Source organism: Sphingomonas sp. (genome assembly GCF_041661885.1).
In the GTDB taxonomy this organism is placed as follows: Bacteria; Pseudomonadota; Alphaproteobacteria; order Sphingomonadales; family Sphingomonadaceae; genus Sphingomonas.
Genome location: NZ_JBAZTL010000001.1, coordinates 601,509 through 627,205 on the forward strand (window position 1 = coordinate 601,509; position 25,697 = coordinate 627,205).

The 25,697-nt window shown below is 64.6% G+C and carries 28 protein-coding genes and 2 tRNA genes; 22 read left to right on the forward strand and 8 right to left on the reverse strand.

Annotated features, from left to right (window positions below):
- The first annotated feature begins 75 nt into the window (after window positions 1-75).
- The gene (locus WC704_RS02980; RefSeq protein ID WP_010186832.1) at window positions 76-348 is read left to right on the forward strand and encodes an HU family DNA-binding protein; all 273 of its coding nucleotides are present in this window, start codon (window positions 76-78) and stop codon (window positions 346-348) included.
- A gap of 134 nt (window positions 349-482) precedes the next feature.
- Window positions 483-557, forward strand: a tRNA-Val gene (locus tag WC704_RS02985).
- 63 nt (window positions 558-620) lie between these two features.
- On the opposite strand, the gene WC704_RS02990 is transcribed toward WC704_RS02985, so the two are convergent.
- Complete coding sequence (locus WC704_RS02990) at window positions 621-1,277, reverse strand: prolyl hydroxylase family protein (RefSeq protein ID WP_372888484.1); 657 nt, start codon at window positions 1,275-1,277, stop codon at window positions 621-623.
- A 124-nt stretch (window positions 1,278-1,401) separates the two neighbouring features.
- On the opposite strand from WC704_RS02990, the gene WC704_RS02995 reads away from it, so the two are divergent.
- From WC704_RS02995 to WC704_RS03060, 14 genes are all read left to right on the forward strand, one after another.
- Window positions 1,402-2,250, forward strand: a complete 849-nt coding sequence (locus WC704_RS02995) for a type II secretion system protein N (RefSeq protein ID WP_372888485.1) — start codon at window positions 1,402-1,404, stop codon at window positions 2,248-2,250.
- Window positions 2,247-4,460, forward strand: coding sequence for a type II secretion system secretin GspD (gene gspD / locus WC704_RS03000; RefSeq protein WP_372888486.1), 2,214 nt, complete (start codon window positions 2,247-2,249; stop codon window positions 4,458-4,460). The genes WC704_RS02995 and gspD overlap by 4 nt, the downstream gene beginning before the upstream one ends.
- A gap of 137 nt (window positions 4,461-4,597) precedes the next feature.
- Window positions 4,598-6,100, forward strand: coding sequence for a type II secretion system ATPase GspE (gene gspE, locus WC704_RS03005; RefSeq protein ID WP_372888487.1), 1,503 nt, complete (start codon window positions 4,598-4,600; stop codon window positions 6,098-6,100).
- Between the two features lie 167 nt (window positions 6,101-6,267).
- Window positions 6,268-7,494, forward strand: coding sequence for a type II secretion system inner membrane protein GspF (gene gspF / locus WC704_RS03010; protein ID WP_372888488.1), 1,227 nt, complete (start codon window positions 6,268-6,270; stop codon window positions 7,492-7,494).
- Window positions 7,495-7,502: 8 nt separating this feature from the next.
- Complete coding sequence (gspG, locus tag WC704_RS03015; protein WP_372888489.1) at window positions 7,503-7,949, forward strand: type II secretion system major pseudopilin GspG; 447 nt, start codon at window positions 7,503-7,505, stop codon at window positions 7,947-7,949.
- Window positions 7,924-8,394, forward strand: a complete 471-nt coding sequence (locus tag WC704_RS03020) for a GspH/FimT family pseudopilin (RefSeq protein WP_372888490.1) — start codon at window positions 7,924-7,926, stop codon at window positions 8,392-8,394. Before gspG ends, WC704_RS03020 begins: the two co-directional genes overlap by 26 nt.
- On the forward strand, window positions 8,357-8,767 hold the full coding sequence (gspI, locus tag WC704_RS03025) for a type II secretion system minor pseudopilin GspI (RefSeq protein WP_372888491.1): 411 nt from the start codon (window positions 8,357-8,359) through the stop codon (window positions 8,765-8,767). The genes WC704_RS03020 and gspI overlap by 38 nt, the downstream gene beginning before the upstream one ends.
- Window positions 8,764-9,384: a type II secretion system minor pseudopilin GspJ gene (gene gspJ, locus WC704_RS03030; protein WP_372888492.1), complete on the forward strand. Its 621-nt coding sequence runs from the start codon at window positions 8,764-8,766 to the stop codon at window positions 9,382-9,384. Before gspI ends, gspJ begins: the two co-directional genes overlap by 4 nt.
- The gene (gene gspK / locus WC704_RS03035; protein ID WP_372888493.1) at window positions 9,374-10,357 is read left to right on the forward strand and encodes a type II secretion system minor pseudopilin GspK; all 984 of its coding nucleotides are present in this window, start codon (window positions 9,374-9,376) and stop codon (window positions 10,355-10,357) included. The genes gspJ and gspK overlap by 11 nt, the downstream gene beginning before the upstream one ends.
- A complete protein-coding gene (gene gspL / locus WC704_RS03040; protein WP_372888494.1) occupies window positions 10,354-11,451 on the forward strand; it encodes a type II secretion system protein GspL in 1,098 nt (365 codons plus the stop codon). Before gspK ends, gspL begins: the two co-directional genes overlap by 4 nt.
- On the forward strand, window positions 11,448-11,924 hold the full coding sequence (gspM, locus tag WC704_RS03045) for a type II secretion system protein GspM (RefSeq protein ID WP_372888495.1): 477 nt from the start codon (window positions 11,448-11,450) through the stop codon (window positions 11,922-11,924). Before gspL ends, gspM begins: the two co-directional genes overlap by 4 nt.
- A gap of 10 nt (window positions 11,925-11,934) precedes the next feature.
- Entirely contained in the window at window positions 11,935-12,660 is a 726-nt protein-coding gene (locus WC704_RS03050; protein WP_372888496.1) for a type II secretion system protein N, read from the forward strand.
- Window positions 12,661-12,713: 53 nt separating this feature from the next.
- Window positions 12,714-12,790, forward strand: a tRNA-His gene (locus tag WC704_RS03055).
- A gap of 27 nt (window positions 12,791-12,817) precedes the next feature.
- Window positions 12,818-13,870, forward strand: a complete 1,053-nt coding sequence (locus WC704_RS03060; RefSeq protein WP_372888497.1) for a Glu/Leu/Phe/Val dehydrogenase dimerization domain-containing protein — start codon at window positions 12,818-12,820, stop codon at window positions 13,868-13,870.
- A gap of 10 nt (window positions 13,871-13,880) precedes the next feature.
- Here WC704_RS03060 and WC704_RS03065 read toward each other — a convergent pair whose 3' ends face one another.
- Window positions 13,881-14,633 carry an HAD-IIB family hydrolase gene (locus WC704_RS03065; RefSeq protein ID WP_372888498.1) on the reverse strand — a complete coding sequence of 251 codons (753 nt, stop codon included), beginning with the start codon at window positions 14,631-14,633 and terminating at the stop codon, window positions 13,881-13,883.
- 114 nt (window positions 14,634-14,747) lie between these two features.
- On the opposite strand from WC704_RS03065, the gene WC704_RS03070 reads away from it, so the two are divergent.
- Window positions 14,748-15,374 carry a tetratricopeptide repeat protein gene (locus WC704_RS03070; RefSeq protein WP_372888499.1) on the forward strand — a complete coding sequence of 209 codons (627 nt, stop codon included), beginning with the start codon at window positions 14,748-14,750 and terminating at the stop codon, window positions 15,372-15,374.
- Window positions 15,375-15,449: 75 nt separating this feature from the next.
- Here WC704_RS03070 and WC704_RS03075 read toward each other — a convergent pair whose 3' ends face one another.
- Entirely contained in the window at window positions 15,450-15,719 is a 270-nt protein-coding gene (locus WC704_RS03075; RefSeq protein ID WP_372888500.1) for a hypothetical protein, read from the reverse strand.
- 158 nt (window positions 15,720-15,877) lie between these two features.
- The gene (locus WC704_RS03080; RefSeq protein ID WP_372888721.1) at window positions 15,878-17,290 is read right to left on the reverse strand and encodes a M20/M25/M40 family metallo-hydrolase; all 1,413 of its coding nucleotides are present in this window, start codon (window positions 17,288-17,290) and stop codon (window positions 15,878-15,880) included.
- Window positions 17,291-17,612: 322 nt separating this feature from the next.
- Here WC704_RS03080 and ettA point away from each other — a divergent pair, with 322 nt between their 5' ends.
- Complete coding sequence (ettA, locus tag WC704_RS03085; protein ID WP_372888501.1) at window positions 17,613-19,292, forward strand: energy-dependent translational throttle protein EttA; 1,680 nt, start codon at window positions 17,613-17,615, stop codon at window positions 19,290-19,292.
- 47 nt (window positions 19,293-19,339) lie between these two features.
- Here the strand turns inward: ettA and WC704_RS03090 are convergent, their stop codons facing one another.
- The 3 genes from WC704_RS03090 to WC704_RS03100 are packed head-to-tail and all read right to left on the reverse strand — an operon-like array spanning window position 19,340 to window position 22,289.
- Window positions 19,340-19,705, reverse strand: coding sequence for an acylphosphatase (locus tag WC704_RS03090; protein WP_372888502.1), 366 nt, complete (start codon window positions 19,703-19,705; stop codon window positions 19,340-19,342).
- A 46-nt stretch (window positions 19,706-19,751) separates the two neighbouring features.
- Window positions 19,752-20,243, reverse strand: coding sequence for a GreA/GreB family elongation factor (locus WC704_RS03095; protein ID WP_372888503.1), 492 nt, complete (start codon window positions 20,241-20,243; stop codon window positions 19,752-19,754).
- A gap of 54 nt (window positions 20,244-20,297) precedes the next feature.
- The gene (locus WC704_RS03100; RefSeq protein WP_372888504.1) at window positions 20,298-22,289 is read right to left on the reverse strand and encodes a lytic transglycosylase domain-containing protein; all 1,992 of its coding nucleotides are present in this window, start codon (window positions 22,287-22,289) and stop codon (window positions 20,298-20,300) included.
- An 87-nt stretch (window positions 22,290-22,376) separates the two neighbouring features.
- On the opposite strand from WC704_RS03100, the gene dapA reads away from it, so the two are divergent.
- Both dapA and WC704_RS03110 read left to right on the forward strand, forming a co-directional pair.
- On the forward strand, window positions 22,377-23,258 hold the full coding sequence (gene dapA / locus WC704_RS03105; RefSeq protein ID WP_372888505.1) for a 4-hydroxy-tetrahydrodipicolinate synthase: 882 nt from the start codon (window positions 22,377-22,379) through the stop codon (window positions 23,256-23,258).
- Window positions 23,259-23,474: 216 nt separating this feature from the next.
- A complete protein-coding gene (locus WC704_RS03110) occupies window positions 23,475-23,849 on the forward strand; it encodes a cytochrome c family protein (protein WP_372888506.1) in 375 nt (124 codons plus the stop codon).
- Window positions 23,850-24,042: 193 nt separating this feature from the next.
- Here WC704_RS03110 and WC704_RS03115 read toward each other — a convergent pair whose 3' ends face one another.
- Complete coding sequence (locus WC704_RS03115; protein ID WP_372888507.1) at window positions 24,043-24,459, reverse strand: acyl-CoA thioesterase; 417 nt, start codon at window positions 24,457-24,459, stop codon at window positions 24,043-24,045.
- A 142-nt stretch (window positions 24,460-24,601) separates the two neighbouring features.
- Here WC704_RS03115 and smpB point away from each other — a divergent pair, with 142 nt between their 5' ends.
- Together smpB and WC704_RS03125 are read left to right on the forward strand one after the other, a co-directional pair.
- Entirely contained in the window at window positions 24,602-25,084 is a 483-nt protein-coding gene (gene smpB / locus WC704_RS03120) for an SsrA-binding protein SmpB (protein ID WP_033964621.1), read from the forward strand.
- A complete protein-coding gene (locus WC704_RS03125; RefSeq protein WP_372888508.1) occupies window positions 25,077-25,661 on the forward strand; it encodes a DUF2062 domain-containing protein in 585 nt (194 codons plus the stop codon). Before smpB ends, WC704_RS03125 begins: the two co-directional genes overlap by 8 nt.
- Window positions 25,662-25,697 lie beyond the last annotated feature (36 nt).

Sequence of the window (25,697 nt, forward strand, 5' to 3'; positions counted from 1 at the left end):
GCGCTAGCCGTCTTAGTGCGCAACCGGCTTTTTGCCTGGGTATATTTTCCATTTTGTATCGGGGGTTTGGTGGCGATGAACAAACAGGAATTGATCGCGACGGTGGCCGACACGTCGGGTCTGACCAAGGGTGATGCAAGCAAAGCGGTCGAGGCGGTGTTCGACGCGGTCTCGGCAGCGCTGAAAAAGGGCGACGAAGTGCGCCTCGTCGGGTTCGGCACCTTCTCGGTCAGCAAGCGCAAGGCCTCGACCGGTCGCAACCCGCGCACCGGCGAACCGATGACGATCAAGGCGTCGTCGCAGCCGAAGTTCAAGGCCGGCAAGGGCCTGAAGGATTCGGTCAATTGATCTAATCTCCCGAAAACGTGTGTGCTGCCGCTGGACAAGCGGCGCCCGCTCGTTTTATGGGACAGGTGACGGGGCGGCGGTAACGCCGCCCTCATCCGTTTCGCCCTCCCACATCGACGATGCAGGACGGCAACGGGCGCGTAGCTCAGTGGTAGAGCACACCCTTCACACGGGTGGGGTCGCAGGTTCAATCCCTGCCGCGCCCACCATTTCCAGGGCCCGTCGGTCGATCGCGACCGGCGGGTCGTTTCATGTCGGGGTGCCCTCGGGCGTCAGCGCCAGGGCAGTTCCCGAAACCATTTGGTGATGACATATTTGGTGCCTGCGCGGACTTTCATCCCGTGGTGCAGTGTCGCCGGATTGAGCCTGCCATCGGGCATACGATTGTTCCACGCCAGCAGCTTTCCCGTCTCGGGCTGGATGATCTTGTCGATCGCCTTGAAGCGCGTTGCGCCTCCCGCGCCAGGCTCGTTGAGATAGATCATCACCGTCCAGGTGCGGTTGCCCGCAATCCCGCAATAGCGATGATAGTCGATCCCATCGGGCTCGAAATAGTCGGTATGGGCCTTGAATTCCTGCCCCACGGCGTAACGCTGCCCCTGAATCGGTTCGCCATGCGCCGGGTCGAGCCCGGTAAAGGCCGCGATACGTGCGTTGAGATCGATTACGAGCGGATCAAACGGATTGAGATCGCCGGTTTCGCTGGTGCGGAAGGTGGGGTCACCGTTGGAATCGGAGATGGTCGAAGGGCGGCGCGTGGCATCGACATGGTCGCACAGCGCGGCACAGGTCGCCGCATCGAGGAAGTTGCGACGCTGGAACAGGGTGAGTTTGCTGCTGGGTACGCGTTGCACCCCGGCTTGTGCCATGACATGCTCGATCATGGCGTCTGCTGGATTGCCCGATCCGAAATGTGCGTGCAACGTCATCGACTTGTCTTTGCCAAAGCCCGATCGGCTTTTCCAGCCCCGCCGATCGTGCGAGGTTCACAGCGTCGCCCGGTGCCTGTAACACCCCGATACGGGCAGAGGCGCGATTGAGGATGAATGCCAGATGCGGTTGGTGTTGGATGCGCGAGCGCGGGGCCTTCTGCGACGCGTACCCGTGACGAAGGTTTATAGCGGGCTGGAGCTGGTGCTGATCGCGCTGCTCGCGGTTCAGGGCGCGCGTCTGGTGTTGGCATTGGTGACGCCGGTTGATGCGGTGGGCATGTGGCACCCGGAACGGGGCAGCGTGGCGGGTTCGCCGCAGGCGCTGCTGCAGGGGTTCGATCCCTTCTTTCGTATCAGTGGCGGCGATGCGCCTGGCCCGGCGGTGGTGACGAGCCTGCAACTCACCTTGTACGGCACACGGATCGATGCGGCGCAGGGTGGTGGCTCGGCGATCGTCGCGGGGCCAGACGGCGTCCAGCAGAGCGTGGGGGTAGGGCAGGAAATCCTGCCCGGCGTGCGGCTTAAGGCAGTGGCGTTCGACCATGTGACGATCGATCGCGGCGGTGCTTCCGAAGATTTGTTTCTCGTCCAGCCCGACCAACCCGCTATTGTCGCGCCTGCACCAGCGGCAGCGCCGCTCGTCGGCGGTGGAGACGGTCGGTCGCCGATACCGCCGGGCAGCCAGGGCCTTACTTTTGCACAGCTCCGTTCGGACGTCGGCCTTATTCCGCGGATCGATAAAGGGCGCGTGACGGGGCTGACGGTTAGGCCGCAGGGGAGCGGGGCGGGCTTTCGCGCGGCAGGCCTGCGGGATGGCGATGTCGTGACGCAGATTGGCGGCAAACCGGTCGCTGGTCCCGGCGACATCGAGCGGCTGGCCGCGCAATATGCCAAGGGCGGACTGCTTTCCGTCGCGGTCGAACGCGGCAGCGACACAATTCCACTCGTCATCACGATTGCGGGGCAATGAAGACACTTACTCTGGCACCTTTGCTGGCGCTTGCGCTTGCCGGCACCGCCGCCGCGCAGACCACGATGAATGTGCGCGATGCCGACATTCGCGCCTTCATCGCCGATGCCGCGCGCGTGACCGGGCGTACTTTCATCATCGATGCGCGCGTGGCGGGGAAGGTGACCGTGGTTACCGATCATCCGGTGAGCAAGTCGCAATTTTTCGAGATTTTCCTCTCGACGCTGCGCGCCAATGGCCTCGTCGCGGTGCCGACCAGCAACGGTGCGTTTCGCATTCAGCCAACCGATAGCGCCGCCTCGCAGCCGAGCCGCGTCGGCGCACGCGGCGCGGCGAGCAACAGCTATGTTACCGAAATCGTCCGGCTTCGGTCGATCGACGCTGCGGCGGCGGTCGATACCGTGCGCGGGTTGATTTCGCCGCAGGGCTCGGTCACCGCCAATCGCGGCGGCAATAGCCTGGTGATTGTCGATTTCGCCGACAATGTCCGGCGCGTGCGCGAGGTGCTGCGCCAAATCGATACCGACACTGCCGCGACGCGGATCGTCGCTTTGAAGAATGCCGGCGCCCGCGAAATCGCGACGGCGCTGCAGGCCTTGACCGGGCAGGGCGCGGGGGCCGGTGGCACCGCAACCGGCTCCGGCGCGAGCGTGGTGGCGGTGGCCAGTTCCAATTCGGTTGCGATCCGCGGTGATGCGGCATCGGTCGCGCGGCTCGCCGCGGTGGCGGAGGATCTGGATCGGCGCGCCAAGAACGGCACCGAAATCAAGGTCATTTTCCTTGAAAATGCCGATGCCGAGCAGCTTTTGCCGGTGCTCCAGCAGCTTGTGGGTCAGGCCCCGTCGCCGATCTCGAACCAGCAGCTTTCCGCCTCGACCTTTGGCGGCAATAATGGCCAATCGAATGGCAGCAACGGCAGCGGGTTTCAGGTGAACGCGCGCCAGGCCACCGCACCTGCCGTCCAACAGGATGTCCCCACAGGCGGTGGCACTGCCACCGGGCAAGCGGCGATCAGTTCGGCCGGCCGGACGGCGGCGGTCGTCACGCGCTTCGTCGGCGCGAACGCGATCGTCATCGCCGCGCCAGCCGAAGTGCAGCGCCAATTGGCCGATGTAGTCCACCAACTCGACACGCGGCGCGAGCAAGTGCTGGTCGAGGCGATCGTCGCCGAGGTTTCGGACCAGACCGCCAGCCAACTTGGCGCGCAATTCGCCATCGCCAACATCAAGGGCGGCGTGTTCGCCGCCTCCAGCTTCCAGAACACCGCGCCCAGCCTGCTGACCATCGCCGGGGCGATTGGCGCGCGTCAGCTCAATACCACGACAACGGTGGTCAACGGCACCACCGTGACCACCAGCACCAACAGCAGCGCCAGCGATTCGCTCGGGCAATCGGCGATCAGCTCGATTTTGGGGGCGAGCGGCGGGTTTGGCGGCTGGGCGGGCAAGATCGGCGATACGGTGTTCGGATCGATCATCAACGCCCTGAAGAGCGACACCACCTCCAACCTGTTGCAAGTCCCGCATCTGGTGATGCTCGACAATCAGGAGGCGCACAGCCTGGTCGGCCAGGAAATCCCGATCACCACGGGGCAGGCGCTGTCGAACAATTTCAACAACACCTTCCGCACCACGCAGCGCGAAAATGTCGGGATCGAACTGACGGTACGCCCGCAGGTCAATTCCTCGGGCACGGTGAAACTCAATCTGCGGCTGGGGGTGAGTTCAATCGCGGGGCCGGTGTCGAGCGACAATAGCGACCTGATCCTCAACAAGCGCGAAGTCGAGACGGTGCGGACCGTCGATGATGGCGACATCGCCGTCATCAGCGGCTTGCTCGACGACAATGAGCGGCGGACGATCCAGAAAATTCCGCTGCTGGGTGATCTTCCGGGGCTGGGCAATCTGTTCCGCTCCAAGGCGAAATCGCGGACCAAGACCAATTTGATGATCTTCATCCGCCCGACGATCCTGCGCACCGCCGAAGACAGTCGCCGCCTGACCGAGCAGCGTTACGGCTATCTGCGCCTGCAACAGGGCCTCGCCGCGCCCAATGACGAGCCGTCGATCGACCAATTGGTGCGCGATTATCTGGGGGCGGCGCCACCGATTCCGAGTGCGCCCGTTCCCGGCAATATCGAAGACCCACGCATCGCGGTGCCGGTGCAGCGCAGTTCGAGCACGGTGATCCACACCAAGCGGGGGCGGTGATGGGGACGGACGGTGATCCTGGAACTTTCCCCTCCCGCTTGCGGGAGGGGCTAGGGGAGGGCAGTCTCGCCGCCGCCTTGTCCAGCGACAGCCCTCCCCCAACCCCTCCCGCAAGCGGGAGGGGAGATTTTGATGCCTTGCCGCAAGTGAGCGTCCCCTACGCCTTTGCGCGTCGCTTCGGGGTGGTGGTCGCGCCTAACCATGAAGGGCAATGCACCGTCGCGATGCGCGAGGGTGCCGACCCCAAGGCTTTGATCGAGCTGCGCCGCCATCTCGCCCGGCCTTTCCAGGTGACGGCGGTCACGGCGAGCGAGTTCGACCGGCTGCTCTCCGAAGTCTATGCGATGGACGGGCAAGCGGCGGCGATGGCGGCGGGCGCGCTGGGGCTGGGCGATGAGCTCGACATGCTGGCCGACCATCTGCCGACAGCCGACGATTTGCTCGACACCGCCGACGATGCCCCCGCGATCCGCCTCATCAACGGCATCATCGCCGATGCCGCGCGCAACGGCGTGTCCGACATTCATGTCGAGCCCTATGAAACCGGGTTGGTGGTGCGGATGCGGATCGACGGGGTGTTGCGCGAAACGCTGCGGATGCCGCCGCATGTCGCGCCGGTGGTGGTCAGCCGTATCAAGGTGATGGCGCGGCTCGACATTGCCGAACGGCGCGTGCCGCAGGACGGGCGCATCGGGCTGACGCTGGGCGGCAAGTTGCTCGACGTGCGCGTATCGACCTTGCCGAGCCGCGCGGGCGAGCGCGTGGTGCTGCGTATTCTGGATAAGGAAAATGCCGGAATCACGCTCGATGCGCTGGGCATGACGCCCGCCATCCATCAATTGCTGAAGGATGCGGTGACCGAGCCCAACGGCATCATCCTCGTCACCGGGCCGACGGGATCGGGCAAGACGACGACGTTGTACGCATCGATGCGACTGCTCAACGATGGCAGCCGCAACATCCTGACGGTCGAGGACCCGGTCGAATATGCGATGGAAGGCGTCGGGCAGACGCAGGTCAACCCCAAGGTCGGGCTGACCTTTGCGGCAGGCCTGCGCGCGATTCTGCGGCAGGACCCCGATGTGGTGATGGTCGGCGAAATCCGTGACCGCGAGACCGCCGAAATCGCGGTGCAGGCCTCGCTCACCGGGCATCTCGTGCTGTCGACCGTCCACACTAATGATGCGGTCGGTGCGATTACGCGGATGCGCGACATGAAGGTCGAGCCGTTCCTGCTGGCATCGACGCTGCGTGCGGTGATTGCGCAGCGGCTGGTGCGCCGTTTATGCGAGCACTGCCGCCGCCCGGTCGCGGCGGAGGGGCCGGTGGCGGCGTTGCTCGGCTTTGAACCCGGCACGATCGTCTATGAAGCGGTCGGCTGCGAGCAGTGCCAGGGCAGCGGCTTCAAGGGGCGCGTGGGCGTGTATGAGGCCGTTCGCGTTGATGAGACCGTGCGCCGTCTCATCAACGATGGCGGCGATGAAGCGCTGATTGCGCGCCACGCTTTCCTCCATGCGCCGACGCTTGGGAGCGCGGCGCGGCAATTGGTGCGCGACGGGGTGACCACGGCGGAGGAAGCTGTGCGGGTGTCGCGGCGCGACATGGCCGATGCGGAAGCGCCGATGGTGGTGAGTGAGTGAGTTGTTCCCTTCTCCCCTCCCTGGAAGGGAGGGGCTAGGGGTGGGTCGGCCCGTGGCTGCGGCTGTCCCCTCCCTAGGCCAACCCACCCCCGGCCCCTCCCTTCCAGGGAGGGGAGAAGGCGCGGCTGACTTTCACCCTCTCCCTTCCAGGGAGGGGAGAACCTTCCATGCCTGATTTCGATTATCTCGCGATCGACACCAAGGGGCGCGAGGCGCGCGGGCATATCGCGGCGCCGTCGATCGATGATGCGCGCGTGTTGCTCGATCGGCGGCGGCTGTATGTCGTCAAGGTCGAGCCGGGTTCGGGCCGCCCGGCCAAGGGCAAGCCGCTGCTGGCTGACCTGCGCCTTGGCCGCCGCCGGATGAGCACCAAGCAATTGACGCTGTTCACGCGCCAGCTCGCCACGCTCAACCGCGTGTCGCCGCTCGAAGAATCGCTGCGCACGATCGCGCGCCAGACCGAGCAGGACCATGTCCGTGCGATCGTCGAATCGGTCCATGCCGGTGTGGTCGAAGGGCGGCGGCTACACGAGGCGATGGCGCGCGAGGCCAGGAGCTTCCCCGCGCTGTACCGCGCGATGGTATCTGCGGGCGAGACGTCGGGCGCGCTGCCGATCATTCTCGAACGCCTGTCGCTGCTGCTGGAGCGGCAAGCCGAGATTAACGGCAAGATTATCACTACGCTGGCTTACCCTATGGTGCTGGCGGTGGTGGCGATGGCGGTGGTAACGGCGCTGATGGTGTTCGTCGTCCCGCAAGTGGTCGAGCAATTCGACACGGTCGGGCAGCAATTGCCCTTCCTCACGCGCGCGGTGATGGGGCTGTCGGCCTTCCTGGTCGGCTATTGGTGGGCGCTGCTGACGGGAGCCGTGCTGATTGGCGTTGGCGTTTGGCGGGTGCTGAAAGACCCGCGCGCGAAACTCGCCTTCGATACGTGGCTCCTGAAGCTCCCCTTGCTCGGTCGGTTGCTACGCGATCTCCACGCCGCGCGGATGGCGCGCACGCTGGCGACGATGGTGGCGAGCCGCTTGCCGCTGCTCGAAGGGCTGACGCTGACCGGTGGCACGATCCACAACCTCCGCCTCAAACGCGCGTCCGACGACATTATCGAATCGATCCGGGGTGGCGGCAGCCTGTCGGCGGCGATGCGGCGCACCGGTGTGTTCCCGCCCTTGCTGACCTATCTGGCGGCATCGGGCGAGGCGGCGGGGCAACTCGACGACATGCTCGAACGCGCGGCAGACTATCTGGAGCGCGAATTCGATCGCTTCACCACCACCGCGCTGTCACTGCTCGAACCGCTCATCATCGTCGTAATGGGGGGCATTGTCGCGACGATCGTGCTATCGATCCTGCTGCCGATCCTGCAACTCAACACGCTTGCCGGACAATGAGGTCTGAAATGTCTGTTCCCCGCACCCGCCGCCGTGTTCGCCCGAGCGAACAAGGCTTTACGCTGATCGAGCTGATGGTGGTTGTCGTCATCCTCGGCTTGCTCGCCGCGATCGTGACCTACAATGTGCTGCCGCTGGGGGATCGGGGCAAGATCACCAAGGCCAAGGCCGATATCGCGCAGATCGAAGGCGCGCTCGATCTCTACAAACTACAAAATGATGTCTATCCCTCGACCACCGATGGTTTGCAGGCGCTGGTCTCACCCCCCGCCGACGCCGACGCGTCGAAATATCAGCGTGGCGGCTATATCAAGAAATTGCCACTCGACCCGTGGGGCAAGCCGTATCTTTATGCCTCGCCCGGCACGCATGGCGAGGCCGATGTGTGGACGCTGGGCGCGGACCGCAAAGAAGGCGGCGAGGGGGCCAATGCCGATATCGGTAGCTGGCAATAACACGCGCGAGCGCGGCTTCACGCTGATCGAGCTGATGATCGTGATCGCGATTATCGGCCTCGCCAGCGCCGTTGTCGTGCTGGCGTTGCCCGATCCACGCGGGCGGCTGACCGACGAAGCTGCGCGCTTCGCGGCGCGGACGCGTGCGGCGCATGATCTTGCCGTGGTCGGCACGCGGCCGATCAGCGTGTGGGTGTCCGAGGGCGGCTATGGTTTTGACGAACGTCTGGACGGCGCATGGGTGGCGATGGCGGAAAAGCCGCTGCGGGTGACGCGTTGGAGCAGCGGCACGCGTGCGGTGCCAAGTGGCGCGACACCGCGCGACCGTATCCTGTTCGATTCGACCGGTATCGCCGATCGCCCACTCGACGTGACGCTCACGCGCGCGCGAGAGAGTGTGGTGGTGCATGTCGGGGCCGACGGTTCGGTGCGGATCGGTGGCTAGGGTGCGCGCCGCAACGCGCGGCTTCACGCTGATCGAGATGATGGTCGCGCTCGCCGTGTTCAGCCTGGCCGCGCTCGCCCTGATCCGGCTGGAGGGCGCGACGATCCGCGGCGCGGCGACGCTCGATACCACGCTGATGGCGCAAATGGTGGCGCGCAACATTGCGATCGAGGCGATGACCGATGCCCGCCCGCCCACCATCGGTACGGCCACCGGCACCGAGGCGAATGGCGGGCGTGATTGGGCGTGGACGCGCGTGGTGGAACCGACCGGTGACGCCCGCATATTGCGTATCGACGTGACCGTGCTCGATCCGGCTGGTCGCAGCACCGGACATATCACGATGGTGCGCGACGGGGCGACCAAGCCATGAGCGGACGCGCCGAACACGGCTTCACCCTGATAGAGGTGATGATCTCGCTGTTGATTTTCGGTCTGCTGGCGGCGGCGGGGGTGGCTTTGCTGTCCTTCTCGGTGCGGGCGCAGGGGCTGACCGGGGCGAAGCTGGAAGCGGTGTCGGCACGCAATCGCTTGTCCTCGATCCTGACCGCAGACCTCGCCCAGGCGGTGGTGCGCCCGACGCGCGGCGAGGGAGGCGAGATGCTGCCGGCGTTTATCGGCGAATCGGGCACCAATGGCGCGGTGCTGCTGCGCGTGGTACGTGGCGGCTGGAGCAACCTTGATGGCGCGCCGCGTCCGTCCGAACAGAAGGTTGAATATCGCATCGACGATGGCGCACTCGTTCGCGTCGCGTATGCGATGCTCGACGGGGCGACGCCGCTGCCGCCGACGCCGCTCCTGTCGCACATCCGCACGGTCGCGCTGCGCTATCGCCTGAAGGGTGCGTGGAGCGACCGCTGGGTCAGCAATGACCAGAACCCGCTGCCCGACGCACTGGAACTCAGGATCGTGCGTGATCCGGGCGTCGAGACGCGCGAATTGTTCGTTGTCGGCGCGGGATATGGCAAGCGGTTGCCCGATGCGCGCTGAGGCCCCTCCATCCGAGCGCGGTGCGGCGCTGCTGACGGTGCTGCTGCTGGTGGCGGTGATTGCGGTATTGGCCGGGGTCGCGCTCGAGAAACTGCGGTTGGCGACGCGGTTGGGCGGGAATGCGGTAGCGCTCGACCAGGCGCGCGCCTTTTCGTTCGCGGCGGAAACGCTGGCGGTGTTCAAGATCAGCGATCTTTTGTCGAAAAGCCCGGACAAGGTGACGCTGGAGGGCGGCTGGAGTGGCCAGCCGTTCGCGCTGCCGATTCCCAACGGCGCCGCCACCGCGACCGTCACCGATGGCGGCAATTGCTTCAATCTCAACAGCCTTGCCGTTGAAGTGTCGCCGGGCGTCTATGCCGCTTATACCCCGGCGCGCACGCAGTTTGCGCGCCTGATTGCGCTCGTCGATCCCACCGCGCGCTCGCCCGATGCGATGGCGGCGGCGGCGGCGGACTGGATCGACAGCGACAATAGCCCGCTCGACGGTGGTGCCGAGGACAATGCCTATGGCGGCGGCAAGCTTGCATATCGCACCGCCAACACGTTGATGAGCGATCCCAGTGAATTGCGCGCGGTCGCGGGCGTGACACGCCTCGATTATGACCGGCTTCGACCGTGGATTTGCACGCTGCCCGTTGCCACCCCCTCAAAAATCAACGTCAACACAGTGCTGCCCGAGCAAGCACCGTTGATCGCAATGCTCGGCCAGACTTTGTCGGTCGAAGCGGTGCGTCAGGCGCTGTTGCAGCGCCCGCCAAAAGGATTCGCCAATGCGGGTGCCTTCTGGTCGCAAGCGGCGCTTGCTGGTGGGGCGGGTGAGAGCGGTGCGGGGCAGACCGACGTCAAGACGACATGGTTTGCGCTGCGGGTGGATGTCGCGCTGGGCGGCACTCGCTTGGAACAAAGCGGGCTGATCGACGCAACGGCTCTTCCCGCGCGGCTGGTATCGCGGCAATGGGGTGAGCGACCATGACCGATACGCTCGTCCTCTTTCTTCCGACGCATGGCAGTGCGTGGCGCTGGCTGCGGGTTGCGGGCGATGGCGTGGCGGGCCGGGGCGAGGGGCTGCCCGTATTGGCTGCGGACAGCGAGGAGCGATTGGTCGCGGTGGTGCCAGCCGATTCGGTAACGCTGCATTGGGCCGAACTGCCCGATCGTTCGTTCGCGCAGGCGGTGGCGGCGGCGCGGCTGCTTGCGGCTGATGCCAGCGCAACCCCGATCGGCGAAGCCCATGTTGCGGTGGGCCGTGAGGATGCGCTGGTCGAACGGCCGATCGCCGTCGTGGCTGCGACCCAGATGCGCGACTGGCTCCATTTACTCGCGGAACATGGCATCGATCCCGATGTATTGCTGCCCGCGCCGTTGCTGTTGCCGCGACCCGAGACGGGTTATGTCCGCGCTGATCTGGGCGGGGCGGGCGTGGTGCGCGGGCCGACCAGCGGTTTTGCCGATGAGGCCGGGCTGACCGATCTCATCACGGGTGGCGTCACGCCCGAGACCTTGCCGCGCGACCGGGTGGAGGTGGCGATCGTTGCGGCGGTTCACACGCCTGTGCTCAACTTGCGGCAAGGGCCGTTCGCGAAAGTGGTGGCGACGGCGGTCGATTGGGCATTGATCCGGCGGCTCGGCTGGCTGGCAGGGGCAGTGGTGGCGGTGAGCTTGCTCATCACGTGCGTGCAACTGCTGACCTATTCGCTCGCCGCCGACGATCTCGAACGCCGTGCCGATCGGCTTGCGCGCAGCGGCCTTGCGCGTGGTGAGGCGGTGAATGATGCGGATCGCCAGCTCAGCGCGCGGCTGGAGCGCTTGCGGGGCGGGGGACTCGGCTTCAGTCGCACTGCCGCTGCGGTGTTTGCGGCGATGCGCGCGACGCCCGGTGCCGAAATCCGCACTCTATCCTTCGATCCGAACGGCGCGATGCGCGTGACCCTCGGTGTCCAGAATGAAGGGCAGATCCTCGACCTGCAGCGCCGGATCGAGGCGAGTGGGCTCGGCGCCACACCGATGGGGCAGTTCGAGTCGGTCGGCGGGCGCGTGACGGGGGATATCATGGTGAAACCGCGATGACCGAGCGCCTGCTGCAATGGTATCGTGCGCGTTCGCAACGGGAGCAATATATCCTGCTGGCGGGTGGTGTCTTTGTGATCTTGGCGCTCGGCTATTTCCTGGTGGTGCCGCTGGGGGATGCGCTGGCATCGGCCAAGGCGCGCCACGCGGATGCGGTGATCCGTCTGGGTGAAACCCAGGCACGCGTCGACGCCGTCAAAGCCGCGCAGACGGAGCGCGCGGCGCCGCTCGCCGCTCCGCTTGAATCGCTGGTGCGGACGCGCGCCAACGATGCGGGCTTTGCGCTGGCCAATGTTACGCCGCAAGGCGCGGACCGTGTGCAAATCACGATCGCCTCCGCGCGGCCCGGCGCGTTGACAGGTTGGGTTGCCGACCTTGAAGCCTCGGGCATTTTGGTCGATCGATTGGGTATGACCGACAATGGCGATCGTACCGTCGCCGTCCAGATGACCCTGAAGGCGCAGGGCCAGTGAAGAATATGCAATGATTCGCTTTCGGCTCAAAACCGGCCCGGTCGCCATGTTCGGCGCGGTGTTCGTGCTGGCGTTGATCGCTTTGTTGCCGATGCGGCTGGTGCTGGGGTGGCTCGATCTTGACCGGACTGGCTTCGCCGCACGCGCGGCGACTGGCACCATCTGGTCCGGGTCGCTGCACGAGGCGCAATTGGGCAGCATCGCGCTGGGCGATGTCGATGCAGGCCTTTCACCCTGGCCGTTGTTCGTCGGCCGTGCGCGACTCGACATTGTCGGGCATATGACGGGGGCTACGCGCGCACTACAGGGCGCAATCAGCGTTTCACGCCACAGCATCGGGATTGACGACATGACAGGCACTTTGCCGGTTGGCGATGCCTTCGCACCTCTGCCGATCAGCGGGGTCGATCTTGACGCGGTCAGCGTGCGCTTCGTCGATGGCCATTGCGATCGTGCCGAGGGCCGGGTCAAGGCTACGCTTGGCGGCGACATTGGCGGAATTACGCTGGGCCAGGGCCTCACTGGAGCGGCGCGGTGCGAGGCCGGGGCATTGCTCTTGCCGTTGGTCAGCCAGGCGGGAACCGAGCAGATGACGGTGCGGTTGTGGGATTCGGGGCGTTTTCGCGCCGAGTTTCTGGTGAAACCAAGCGACGCTGCCGCTGCGCAAAATCTGGAACGTGGCGGGTTTCAACGGATGCCCAACGGATATCTTCTCGCGGTTGAGGGGAAATTTTGAGCGTGCATTCTTGACGCTGGCCCCTGCCGCCCGCTAGGGGCGCTTGCTCTGCGGCGATCGTAGTTCAATTGGTTAGAGCGTCGGCTTGTGATGCCGGATGTTGCGGGTTCAAGTCCCGTCGGTCGCCCCACTTCTTCAATCAGCCAGGAATTCTAGCGTGACCAGCGGCTGGGGCTTTCCCGATTTCGACGATCATGAGGGCGTTCACCTCTTCACCGATCCGGCCTCGGGGCTTCGTGCGGTCATTGCGATTCACTCGACCAAGCTCGGCCCGGCGGCGGGGGGCGTGCGCTTCTGGCATTATGCCGACAGCGACGGCGCGATCACCGACGCGCTGCGCCTGTCGCGCGGCATGAGCTTCAAGAACGCGATGGCGGGCTTGCCGATGGGCGGGGGCAAGGGCGTCGTGCTCGCGGCCAAGCCCGGTGATTCGATCAGCCAGGCGCAGCTTGAGGTATTCGGTCGCGTGGTCGAGTCGCTCGGCGGGCGCTATGTCACCGCGGAAGACGTCGGCATGTCCGAAGCGAGCATGAAGACGATCGCGACGATGACCAAGCACGTGTCCGGCCTGCCGGTTGCGGCGGGCAGCGCGGGCGGTGATCCCGGACCCTATACCGCGATGGGGGTCTATCTCGGCGTCAAGGCCGCCGCCAAGCGTGGTCTTGGCGCGGACGCGATGAAGGACGTGCATGTCGCGGTTCAGGGCGTCGGCAGCGTCGGCGGCGGTCTCGCGCGTTTGCTCGCCAGGGATGGCGCACGGCTGACGCTGGCGGACGTCAATGCCGAGCGTGCGAAGGCGCTGGCCGAAGAACTCGGTGCCGAGACGGTCGCGGCAGACGCGATTCTCGGCATCAAGGCCGACATCGTCAGCCCTAATGCGCTGGGTGCGATCCTGACGCCCGAATCGATTGCGGCGTTGCAGACCACGGTTGTGGCGGGTGGTGCGAACAACCAATTGGCGACCAAGGCCGAGGGCGCTGCGCTGCAGGCGCGCGGTATCCTTTATGCACCCGATTACGTCATCAACGCGGGCGGCATCATCAATGTCGGCCTGGAATATCTCGGGCAGGGCGACCAAGCCGAGGTGAACGCCCGCATCGCCCGCATCCCCGATCGCCTGATCGAAGTGTGGGACGAAAGCGATCGCACCGGCGCGCCCGCCGCCGACGTGGCGGACAGCATCGCGCGGCGGCTGATCGGTCGAGCCTGATCTACCGCAGTTAACGCTCGGGCAGGCAGGCGATCATCGCGCGTACGGCGGTCGCTGTCTCGGCGACATCGCGTACCGCAATCGTGTCCATGCCCGCCGCACGCACCGCATCGTCATTGCCGCCGGGGTAGATTGCGTCGCCGAAGAACAGCATGTCTGTGGTTGTGATGCCTGAATGCTCGGCGAGCCGCCGCATCGCATAAGCCTTGTCGATTCCCGCATGGGTGATGTCGAGCGACGTTGCGCCACCGATATTGACCGAGAGATCGGGCAGGGCCTTGCGCAACAGCGCCTGCATCGCCTTGCGCTTGGCGAAATCGGGGTCCCAGGCTTTCTTCGCGTCGAGCGGAGCTTCCTGCCCCAGCCCGGAAAAGGTGATCTGGCTGCCGCGATCCTCGACGCGATCACCCCAGATTTTCTCGTCGGCAAAGCCGGCTTCCTGGGTCGCCTCGGTCAGCGCGGCGAGGATATGGTCACGCTCGGCAGGCGCGAAGATTTCGGCATAGACCGGGGCCCAGGCGCCTTCGGTGAAGCGATACAGCTTGGTGCCCGTGGTCGGCATGATGAACAGATGCGCGATCGCCGCAGCGGCGGGCAAGGCGGCGACCACCTGTTTCTCGAATTGCGGCCAGTCCCCGCCTGAGATGACCGCGACCGACACGCGCGCGAGCAATTGGTCGAGCAGCGCCGCCATCTCGTCTCCAATCTTCTGCTTGCTCTCGGCGAGCGTCCCGTCGAGGTCGAAGGCGATCAACTGTTTCACGAGCGGCATTCCTTGCGGTGTTTGGGGGCAACGCGCGGGCGCGGACGGGGTTGCGCGTCGACGCCGGTGGAAAATGCCGTAAAGAGGAGCGATGACAAGCCCGATGGGATTGCGATGAACGGCTGGATTGCGCTCGCGCTGATCGGAGGATCGGTTGCGCTCGTCCTGTGGCGTGTTGGCGTTTCGCCGCGCTTATGGGGGCTTGCTGCGCCGGTGCTGGTGTTGGGCGGGGCCGGCTATGCGTCGCAGGGGCAGCCGACGCTGGCGGGTAGCCCGGCCAAGGCAGAAGCTGCGATCGTTGCGGTCGATCCGGCAATGGTGGATTTGCGCGGGGCGCTGCTCGGGCGCTTTTCGGGGGATGGGGCCTATCTGATCGCGTCGGACGCGCTGATGCGGCGTGGTAGCCGCGATAGCGGTACACAGGTCGTCATGATGGGCGTGAACCATTATCCGCGCAGCCTGACCTTGTGGGTCGGGTTGGGCACCGCGCTCGCCCAGCATGACGGGACGGTGTTTCCCGCCGCCAAGCTGGCCTTTGCTCAGGCAACCCGCCTCGCGCCCGATCATCCCGCACCGCCCTTCTTTGAAGGTTTGGCTTATATCGAGGCGGGCAATTTCCGGGTCGCGCGCGGCTATTGGGCGCGGGCGCTGGCCTTGTCTCCGCCTGGCATATCCTATCGGCGCGACATTGCGTTGCGGCTCTACGCGCTCGACCTTTTCATCGCCCAGCGCGGCGGTTGACACCCAACGAAAATGGGAGCCTCCCGTCAAGGACGCGCCCATTTTGTCAGACTTGGGCGAGAGTGCCCGAGAGTCTTACTTGGTGACGTTGTCGGCCTTGGCTGCGCCCGCGTCGCGGACATTGTCCGCCTGGTCGTGCAGCGCGTCAGCCGAGTTTGCCATCATGTCGGCAGCCGCCGTGTTCGAAGTGTTCGACGCAATGTCGTCAAGGATCGAAGCATTGTTGTCGATGGCGTCGGTGGCGACTTCGGCGTTGTTCTCAATGGCGGCTGCTTCGGGGTTTTTGTGGCACGCACCAAGCGAAAGGGCGCCGACGGCTACGAGAACAAGGGCGATCTTCTTCATGCAATTGCTCCCAAGCACATCAGCAGTTTTGCAAACGGCCCAACGCCGTCGCGAAGGTTGGTGGCATAACGTCCCATTGTGGTGCGTCAATCTTAAATCCGCCATAAGTGGTTATAATTGCCGTGTTTCGGCCACATTTGCGGCGGGACGAGCGTGCGTTACTTTCGTGGCACGACTGGGCCCATCGCTTCTGGGGCGTCCGCGACGATTGCCAACATCGTTGTCCATGCCGCGACGTTTTGGCGCAGTTGCTCAGGGTCAATGCGGTCGAGCGTGTCTTCGGGCGTATGATGATAATCGAAATAGCGCAGCCCTGACTGGTTGAGGTCGACCGCCGGAACCCCGGTCTTGAGCGTCGGGCCGACATCGGTTCCTTCGCCGCCCACAGCGGTGCCGCGCACGATGCCGAGCGGGGCAAGCGCAACCGCGAGGCGATCACCAACCGCCTTGGCGCTCTCCGGCAAATTGGTTTCGAACCGCCACACGCGATCCGCCCCGAAATCGGATTCGGAGGCGAGCGCATGGGTTTCCCCGGCATGCGCCTTGGCATAGGCGATGCCGCCGAAACCGCCGGTTTCTTCATCACCAAACCACACGACGCGGATCGTCCGGCGATGCTTGCCTGCATCCAGCAAATGCTTGGCCGCCGCCGCCGTAATCGCAATGCCCGCGCCATCGTCGATCGCTCCGGTGCCGAGATCCCAACTGTCGAGATGCCCGCCAATCAGGATCGTGCCCGCCGCAGGGTCGGTGCCCGGCACCTCGGCGACGACATTGCCCGACATGCGGCTGGGCACCACCGTTGGTGTCAGCGTGAGGTGCAGCTTCACCTGCTTGTCGAGCTTGAGGATGCGCTCGAGGTTCTCGGCGTCCGCAACCGATAGCGCGGCGGCGGGAATCGGCGTTACACCGGGTGCGAAATTGGTGGTGCCGGCGTGTGGACCGCGGCCATGATCGGTACCGATCGAGCGGATCACGATCGCGCTTGCGCCCTTGCTTGCCGCCACATTCGGCCCGACGAAGCGGGCAAGGCCCTGGCTGCCATAGCTCGATCCGTCCTGGGTCGGCTGCATCGCGTTGGAGACGAAGGCTATTTTACCCGTGAGGCTGCCCGCAGGGGCGAGCAGCAAATCGTTGAAGCTGGCGAAATAGGCGACGGGCAAGGTCAGCCCCTCCGCCGGGGTGGCGCCCGAATTGCCGAGCGCGGTCAGGCGTAGCGGCTGGGCAAAGGGACCGACCACCTCTGCCGTCTCGACACCGCGCACCCATACGTTCTGGAGTTCATACGGTTCGATCCGCACATTCTTGAAACCCAGCGCCTTCAGTTTCACCACCGCCCATTGCCGCGCGCGCTCCTCGGCAGGAGAGCCATCCGGGCGCGGGCCAACCTCGGTGGTGAGGCCCGATACGATGTCATACGCGACATCGTCCTTCAGCGCCGCCTCGCGCAGTGTCGTTACCGCCGGTGCGACCACGACTGCCGGCGGCGCGGTACGCTGCGCCAATGCGGGCGTGGCCAGCGTGGTGGTGGCGAGAAGCATCGTGGCAGGGGCGAGGGTGCGAAGCGTGATCAAGGGCGGTTCCGATTCATTGGCAAAAGGTTGATGTTAAAGGTGCCGAGCATCGTTGCCGCACGGCGTTGGGCGGAAGGTCGGTCTCCAGCAGAATAAGACCAGGACGTGGCGCGGTTGCAACGGGAATCGCGTTCGGCAATCGAAATCGGAACCCAACCACCGCGTTCCTGTCCGTTGTGCTCCCGATGACGTCCTCCTAGCGATGGGGATGTCTTCGCAACGGAGCGCAACCATATCGTCGGCGCGTTGCCAAGCGCGTTGGCGGTCGCTATCTGCCGCCACTCAAATCCATCCTTCTCGATCCCGGAGCCCGCAGCCGATGGCCGTGCAGTACAGCTATGTAATGAAGGGCCTGACCAAGACCTTCCCCGGTGCCGCCAAGCCGGTGCTCAACAACATCCACCTGCAGTTCCTGCCCGACGCCAAGATCGCGATCATTGGGCCGAACGGGTCGGGCAAGTCGACGCTGATGAAGATCATGGGCGGCATTGACCCTGATTTCACGGGCGAAGCGTGGGCGGCTGATGGCATCAAGGTTGGCTATCTGCCGCAGGAGCCGCAGCTCGACCCGACCAAGACCGTGCTCGAAAACGTCAAGATGGGCGCCGGGCCGATCGCGCAGATGGTCGAACGCTATAACGAAATCGTCGCGATCATGGGCGATCCGCCCGAGGATTGCGATTATGATGCACTGCTCGGCGAAATGGGCGAGCTGCAGGAAAAGATCGACGCCGCCGATGGCTGGAGCCTCGACAACCAGCTTGAAATCGCGATGGAAGCCTTGCGCTGCCCGCCAGGCGACAGCGCCGTCACCAACCTGTCGGGTGGTGAGAAGCGTCGCGTCGCGCTGTGCAAGCTGCTGCTCGAAAAGCCCAATATCCTGCTGCTCGACGAACCGACCAACCATCTCGACGCGGAAAGTGTCGCCTGGCTCGAAAATTACCTGCGCGACTATGTTGGCAACGTCATCCTCGTCACCCACGATCGCTACTTCCTCGACAATGTCGTCAACTGGGTGCTCGAGCTCGATCGCGGGCGGTATTACACCTATGAATCCAACTATTCGGGCTATCTTGAAAAGAAGGTGAAGCGGCTCGAGCAGGAAGAGCGCGAGGAGCAGGGCAAGGCCAAGGCGATTGCCGACGAGCTGGCGTGGATGCGGCAGACCCCCAAGGCACGCCAGACCAAGTCCAAGGCGCGTATCCGTGCGTTTGACGAGCTGATGGAGAAGCAGGAAAACCGCGCGGTCGGCAAGGCGCAGATCCTGATCCAGTTGCCCGAACGCCTCGGCGGCAAGGTGATCGAGGCCAAGGGCCTGACCAAATCCTATGGCGACAAATTGCTATTCGAAAATCTCGATTTCACGCTGCCGCCGGGCGGCATCGTCGGCGTCATCGGGCCGAACGGTGCGGGCAAGTCGACGCTGTTCAAGCTCATCACCGGCCAGGAAACCCCCGACGAAGGCACGATCGAAATCGGCCAGACGGTGAAGCTCGGCTATGTCGATCAGTCGCGCGATGATCTCGACCCGAACAACAATGTCTGGGAGGAAATCTCCGACAAGCTCGAGATTTTCCGCTTCGGCAAGCAGGAGCTCGGCACGCGCGCCTATGTCGGGGCGTTCAACTTCAAGGGGCAGGACCAGCAGAAGAAGGTCGGCCAGCTTTCGGGCGGTGAGCGCAACCGCGTTCACCTCGCCAAGATGCTCAAGGAGGGCGGCAACGTCCTGCTGCTCGACGAACCGACCAACGATCTTGACGTCGAGACGCTGCGCGCACTGGAAGAGGCGCTGGAATCCTTCGCGGGTTGCGCCGTGGTCATCAGCCACGATCGCTTCTTCCTCGATCGCCTCGCCACGCACATCCTCGCGTTCGAAGGCGATAGCCATGTCGAGTGGTTCGAGGGCAATTTCGAGAGCTATGAGGAAGACAAGCGTCGCCGCCTGGGCGACGCGGCGGACCGCCCGACGCGGCTCGCCTACAAGAAACTGACGCGATAAGCGCCAGGCGGAACGGCGTGGCAGGACCACGCCGTTCCGCCTGCTGCTTACGCCGTGAACCGCTTGGTGAACCCCTTGGGGACGCGCTCGCCATCGGCATTGGCTTCCAGATGATCGACCCGTGCGAGGGGAGGCCCTTGTCGGCATGCTTCGGTCATTGCCGTGACGGCGTCATCCTCGCCTGCGACGAGCATCTCGATCCGCCCGTCCTTCAAATTGCGCACCCACCCGGTCACGCCAAATTCCTGCGCGCGGCGCACCGCCCAGTCGCGAAATCCCGTATTTTGAACCTTGCCGGTGACGAACACCCGCTGCACCACTGCCATTGTCATCAACCTTTTACTCGGCGCATCGCCTTGCGCGCGATCCCTGTGCTGTAGCACCAAGTGCGCGAAGTCATCGTGGTTCGTCACGAATCCGTCGTAAATCCTGCAGTTCCCGTCGCGTGTTGGCGCTTCTTCACGGATAGGAGATCGCGAGCACCTCATAATGGCGCTCGCCTGCCGGGAGTGTAACGCGGCGCACGTCGCCGATTGCGGCCCCGCGTAGCGCCCGCGCGATCGGCGCGTTCCAGCCGATCCGCCCGGCGGCGGCGTCGGTCTCGTCGTCCCCAACCAGCGTCAGCGTGCGCTCGGCGGTGTCGCTAAAGTCTTCAGGGTCAGCGATCGTCACTGTCGCCCCGAACCATACGCGCCCCCGGTCAGGCTGCGCCGCGGGATCGATCACCTTTGCCGCCTTCATCCGCCGTGCGAGAAACCCCAGCCGTCGATCGATCTCGCGCAGGCGTTTGCGACCGTAGATATAGTCGCCATTCTCCGAGCGGTCGCCATTGCCCGCCGCCCAGGAGATGACATCGACCAGCTTGGGGCGCTCCTCGCCGAGCAAGTGCTGATATTCGGCACTCAGTGCGGCATAGCCCGCCGGGGTCATGTAATTGGGGCGATCGTCCATCGCGAATGCTACACCACATCTGCCGGTGCGCTGTCATCCCCCAGATGGCCCGTCTCAGCCCGGGCTGCTCTTCCCAAGATACCAACTGATGCGGTTCGCACCGGACGAGCGCGACCGGCTTGGGTTCATCAAATCATAGACCACGGCATTTTCGAGCACGCGCTGCACGTAATTCTTGGTTTCGTAGATCGGGATCGCTTCAATCCAGTCGACCATGTCCACACCGGGCTGGCGCGGATCACCATTGGCGCGCAGCCATTTGTTCACGTTGCCGGGACCGGCATTATAGGCGGCGACGGCGAGCGGGTAGCTGCCGTAAATCCCGTAAATGTGCCGGAAATAGCTCGATCCGACCATGATGTTGTAATCGGTATCGGTGGTCAGCGCCGACGGATCGTAGCTGAGCCCGAGCTTGGTCGCGGTGTCGCGCGCGGTGCCCGGCATCAACTGCATCAGGCCGCGCGCGCCGGCATGGCTGATCGCGGCACGGTCGAACTGGCTTTCCTGGCGCGCGATCGCGTGGATCATTGTCCAGTCATCCTGGCTCGCCACCGGCACGCGGACATTGGGGAAGCCGACGGTGGAATATTCGCTCAGGCCGTTTTGCAGGGCGCTGCGCCCCACCATCACGCCGAGATCGGGGCGGCCAAGCGTGCGCGACAATTCGGTGGAGAGGACATGATCGCTATCGCTCTTGGCGTCGATCGCGATTTGGCGGACGAAGGCGGTCTGATCGACCCACGCCGCCGTCGTGCCGAGATATTGCGCGGCGCGCACCGTCTCGCGTGCGTAGAACGCCGCGCGGACGTCCGGCTCGACTGGGCGGAGCATCGGGTCGCCCGGCGGATTGAGCGGCTGGCCGATGCGTTCGCTCGCCAATTGGCCGTAGAACAGGTCACGAAAGCCCGCCGCGCGCGCATAATAGCCATTGGCCTCGTCACGGTGCCCGGCTGCCTCTGCTGCGCGTCCGGCCCAATACAGGCCCTTGGATTGCGTCGTCGGCGTGCGCGATGCGCTGGCGTAGAGCAGGAATAACGGAACGGCATCGGCGGGGCGGGCGAGTTGCTTCAGCGCGGTCTGCCCGGCGAGCCAGGTGAGGCTGGTATAGGCATCGCGCTCGCCATAGGGGCGCGTGCTGATGTCGGTGGCCGCAGGATAGGCATCGCTGACCTTGCGCGCGATGTCATACGCAAGCGTCGCCTGACCATCGGCGGCGGCTGCCTTGGCGTTGGTGAGCAGCACCTCGAACCATTGTTCCGCGCTGGCCGGCGTTATTGCCAGCGCCGGGCGTTGTGCCAGCAAGGCGCGCGCGCTGGCGGAGGCACCGGTGTTGCGCAACCAATTGGCGCGATCCGCCAGCCAACCGGGATCGCCCGCGCCATATTGTTGCGTCGCCGCCGCACGCTCTGCCGCATCGGGGGCGTTGGTGCGGAAGGCAAGGCGGGCGGCGAACACCGGCTGCCAAGAGGGACTGACCAGCGGCATTTGCCGTTGCGCCGCGGCAAGTGCGCCCTGCCACAGCAGCATGTCCATCCGCGCATTATGATCGGACGGGGTGAGTGCGTTGGAGAAAGCGGTGATGATCCGCGTTTCATCGGCGGTGGAGAGCGATCCCGCAACCCAGGCGGCGCGCGCGGCGGCATTGGCTTCATCCCGCAACCCGGTAGCCGCCAGCGCCTCGGTAAAGCGTGTCCGGCCCGAACCCGTCAACGCTGGGAAACGGTGGAAAAACGAGACGACGGTGGAGGGCGACCAGCCGCCCAGATCGAGCGATCGCTCCGCCGCGCGGCGCAGGCCCATTTCACCAGGCCAACCGGGATGGGCGAGCAGAAAACGGGCATAGCGTTCGAAGTTGTAACCGCCCGGCTGCTGAAGTGCCTTCCACTCGGCGATCGACGCGGCGAGCGCGGCGTTGTTCGCGGTGGTGCCGGTCAGCACCTGTGTTGCCCGGCCCCAGCCAAGCGGATCCTGCGCGTCGCCCGCCGCCACCGCGATGGTGGAAACCCCTGCCAGCAACAGGGCTGATTTAAGGAGCGAAGCAATCATGTGGACAGAATATGCTTTTCCTCCGTATTTGTCGCGCGACAAATCAAGAAATACGACGGAATTCCGTCTCTCAGGAGCAATTTTAGCATGTTTTCGGGATCGATCCCGGCGCTCGTCACGCCGTTTTCCACCGACGGTGCGTTTGATGAGTCGGCGTATCGTGACTTGGTTGAGTGGCAGATCAGCGAAGGTTCGACTGCGATTGTTCCGTGCGGCACCACCGGCGAGGCCGCGACGCTGAGCGCGGAGGAGCATTTTCATATCGTCGGAATCTGCGCCGATCAGACCAGGGGACGCGTGCCGGTGATCGCGGGGGCGGGCTCCAACGACACGCGCGTCGCGATCCACAATATCAAGGCGGCCAAGGCGGCGGGCGCGGATGCCGCGCTGATGGTGCCGCCATATTACAACCGCCCCAATCAGGAGGGCATCTTCCGCCATTTCGAGGCGGTGGTTGCAGCCTGCGATTTGCCGATCGTGCTCTACAATGTGCCTGGCCGCACCGTCACCGACATTGCGGTCGAGACGGTCGCACGCATCGCCCACGCCTTTCCGAGCGTAATCGGCATCAAGGATGCAACGGGGGTGATCCAGCGCGTATCGGCGCAGCGCGCGGCATGTCCCGAGGGTTTCGTGCAACTGTCGGGCAATGACGACATGGCGCTCGCCTTTAACGTGACTGGCGGGGTGGGGTGCATCTCGGTCACCGCCAATGTTGCGCCAAGATTGTGTGCGGACTTTCAGGCGGCGTGCGCGTTGGGGGATTATGCTGCGGCGCTGGTGTTGCACGATCGGTTGTTTGCGCTCCACGTGGCGCTGTTCACCGACGCTTCACCGGGGCCGGTCAAATATGCGCTCAGCCGGGTTCGTCCGAACTTTCCCCAGGCGTTGCGCTTGCCGATGACCTGGCCAAGCGAGGCGAGCCGGCGTGCGGTGGACGCGGGGTTGGCGGCGGCCGGTTTGGTATAAGCGAGCTTCTCCTCCACGGTGAAGGTTTGGAGGGCGTCCTTTGGTGGGAGTTGTGCTAAAACCGTCCGGCCAACGGGCACGGCTCCGCTTGCGGTCCTTGCTGATCGCGGTCGCATGTGCACGCGACAGGCCGCCATTGCACCAAAAGGCAATTGGCGGTCGATCGGAGGGACCTCAAAAGACCAGAGAAACTACAGGCTATCAGAGAGGTTATCGATGACGATTATAAAGGGACTCACGGCCATCGCGACGAGCATCGTGTTCGCGAGCAGCGCATTGGCCGCCGCCCCGACGGATGCCGAGCAAAAGGCCGCGTTCGCCCCCTGCATGGCCTGCCACACCAAGGACAAGGGCGTGAACAAGATCGGCCCCAGCCTGTTCGGCGTGGTTGGGCGCAAGGTAGCGTCGGTATCCGGTTTTTCCTATTCGGCGGGCATGAAGGCGAAGGGCGGTAATTGGACGCCCGAGCAACTGGATGCGTATATTACCAACCCGAGGCAGGTCGTACCGGGAACCTATATGTCCTACCCCGGCCAAAAGGACCCGGCCAAGCGCGCGGCCGTTATCGCGTATCTCAAGACGTTCAAATAAACCGATCTACGGGCGCGGTGCGGATGCTTGGTTGCTCGGGATGGAGGAGCAAATCCGCCATCACGGGCGGCTAAGCGCCGCATTTCGGCGGGAGTTTGGCCGTTACGCGTCAGCGGGCGTCAAACCGAAATGCAGCTATCGCGGCGGTAGCCAGCGTCGGGGAGGGGCACGCCTCAACCGGGCAGGCTGGCGCTCAATCCTTGGCGAAGAAGCGGTCGATCACGTCGCGCGCGAGGCGCGCCGGGCGCATCGTCGTTGCATCGAGGCAACACCAGCTTGATTTCACCTCGGCCAGCACTTCCTCACCGCGCCTGATGATCGTTTCGTAAAAGGCGCGCGCACCCTGCACCTTTTCGAGCAGAACGGTCGCGATCACTTCGTCGTCGAGGAAGGTTGGTTTGCGATAGGTGATCTCGTGCTTCAGCGCGACCCACGCGTGCGTCGCCAGTGCTTCCGATGGTGCAAAGCGTTGCCAGTGGCTGACCACGGCGTCTTGCACCCATTTAAGGTAGGAGGCGTTGTTGACATGGCCCATGAAGTCGATGTCGGAGGCATCGATGGCGATTGCGAAGCTGTGCGACGCGAATTTGGGGCTCACGAACTCGGTCATATATCCATCTTATAGGATTGCCGCGGCCATAGCGAGCGACATCGCACTGTCATGATCGAAAATAGCCGGGGTGCGGGGATCGCCATCAAATTTGCGCTTGTGGCTTTTGTTTCGTCTTGTCAGCGCCTACATCGCCGCTCTTATGGCGCGTCCAAAACCCCCCGTTTTCGAAAAAACCAAGATCGTCGCCGAGAACCGGCGCGCGCGGTACGATTATGCGATCGACACGGTCTATGAAGCCGGCATCGCGTTGACCGGAACCGAGGTGAAGAGCTTGCGCAGCGGCACCGGATCCATCGCCGAGAGCTATGCCGAGGTGAAGGATGGTCAGGTGTGGCTGATTAATTCGAACGTCCCCGAATTCAGCCACGGCAATCGCTTTAACCACGAGCCCAAACGCGCGCGCAAATTGCTGCTGCACGAACGTGAGATCAACAAGATGCACGGCGCGGTCGCGCGCGAGGGCATGACGCTTGTGCCGTTGATGGTCTATTTCAATTCCAAGGGCCGCGCGAAGGTCGAACTGGCGCTGGCCAAGGGCAAGAAGGCGCACGACAAGCGCGATTCGATCAAGGAGCGCGACTGGAAGCGGGAGCAGGGGAGGCTGATGCGCGACCGTGGTTGAGATCGTCATCCGCACCCGCCGCACCGCCCAGATCATTGCTTTCGCGCGGCACCATATCCCCACACGCGAAAGCGTGGAGGCCAACCGTTATCTCCGCCCGGTCGCGCACCGCATTCTGGCGCCGGAATTGTGGCGCTTTACGCGGCGTTCGGTGCCGCGCGGTGTTGCTTTGGGGCTCTTTACGGGCGTGTTGTTCCCGTTTGCGCACATGCCCCTGGCGGCGGTGACCGCGCTGCCGGCGCGTGCCAACGTGCCCGTCGCCGTCGGGACGACGCTGCTGCACAACCCGGTCACCACGGTGCCGTTATTCTGGTGCGCCTATGAGCTTGGCCATTGGGTGTTGCGGCTTGACCGCAGCGTGCCGGGCGCGCCGATTGCCAGCAATGTGAAGGCCAATGTCGGCTTGCTTCACTGGCTGGTTTCACAGGGTGGCCCGGCGACGATCGTCGGCCTGATTTTGATCGCGGCGGCGCTGTCGGTGGCGGGGTATTTCCTGGCGGGCTTGGCGTGGCGGGTCCGCATTGGCCGCAAATGGCGCAAGCGCGCTGCGCAAAAAGGTCCGAAACAAGCGATTTGACGTAACGTGTCCTGTGGTTACAACACGCTCCATTCT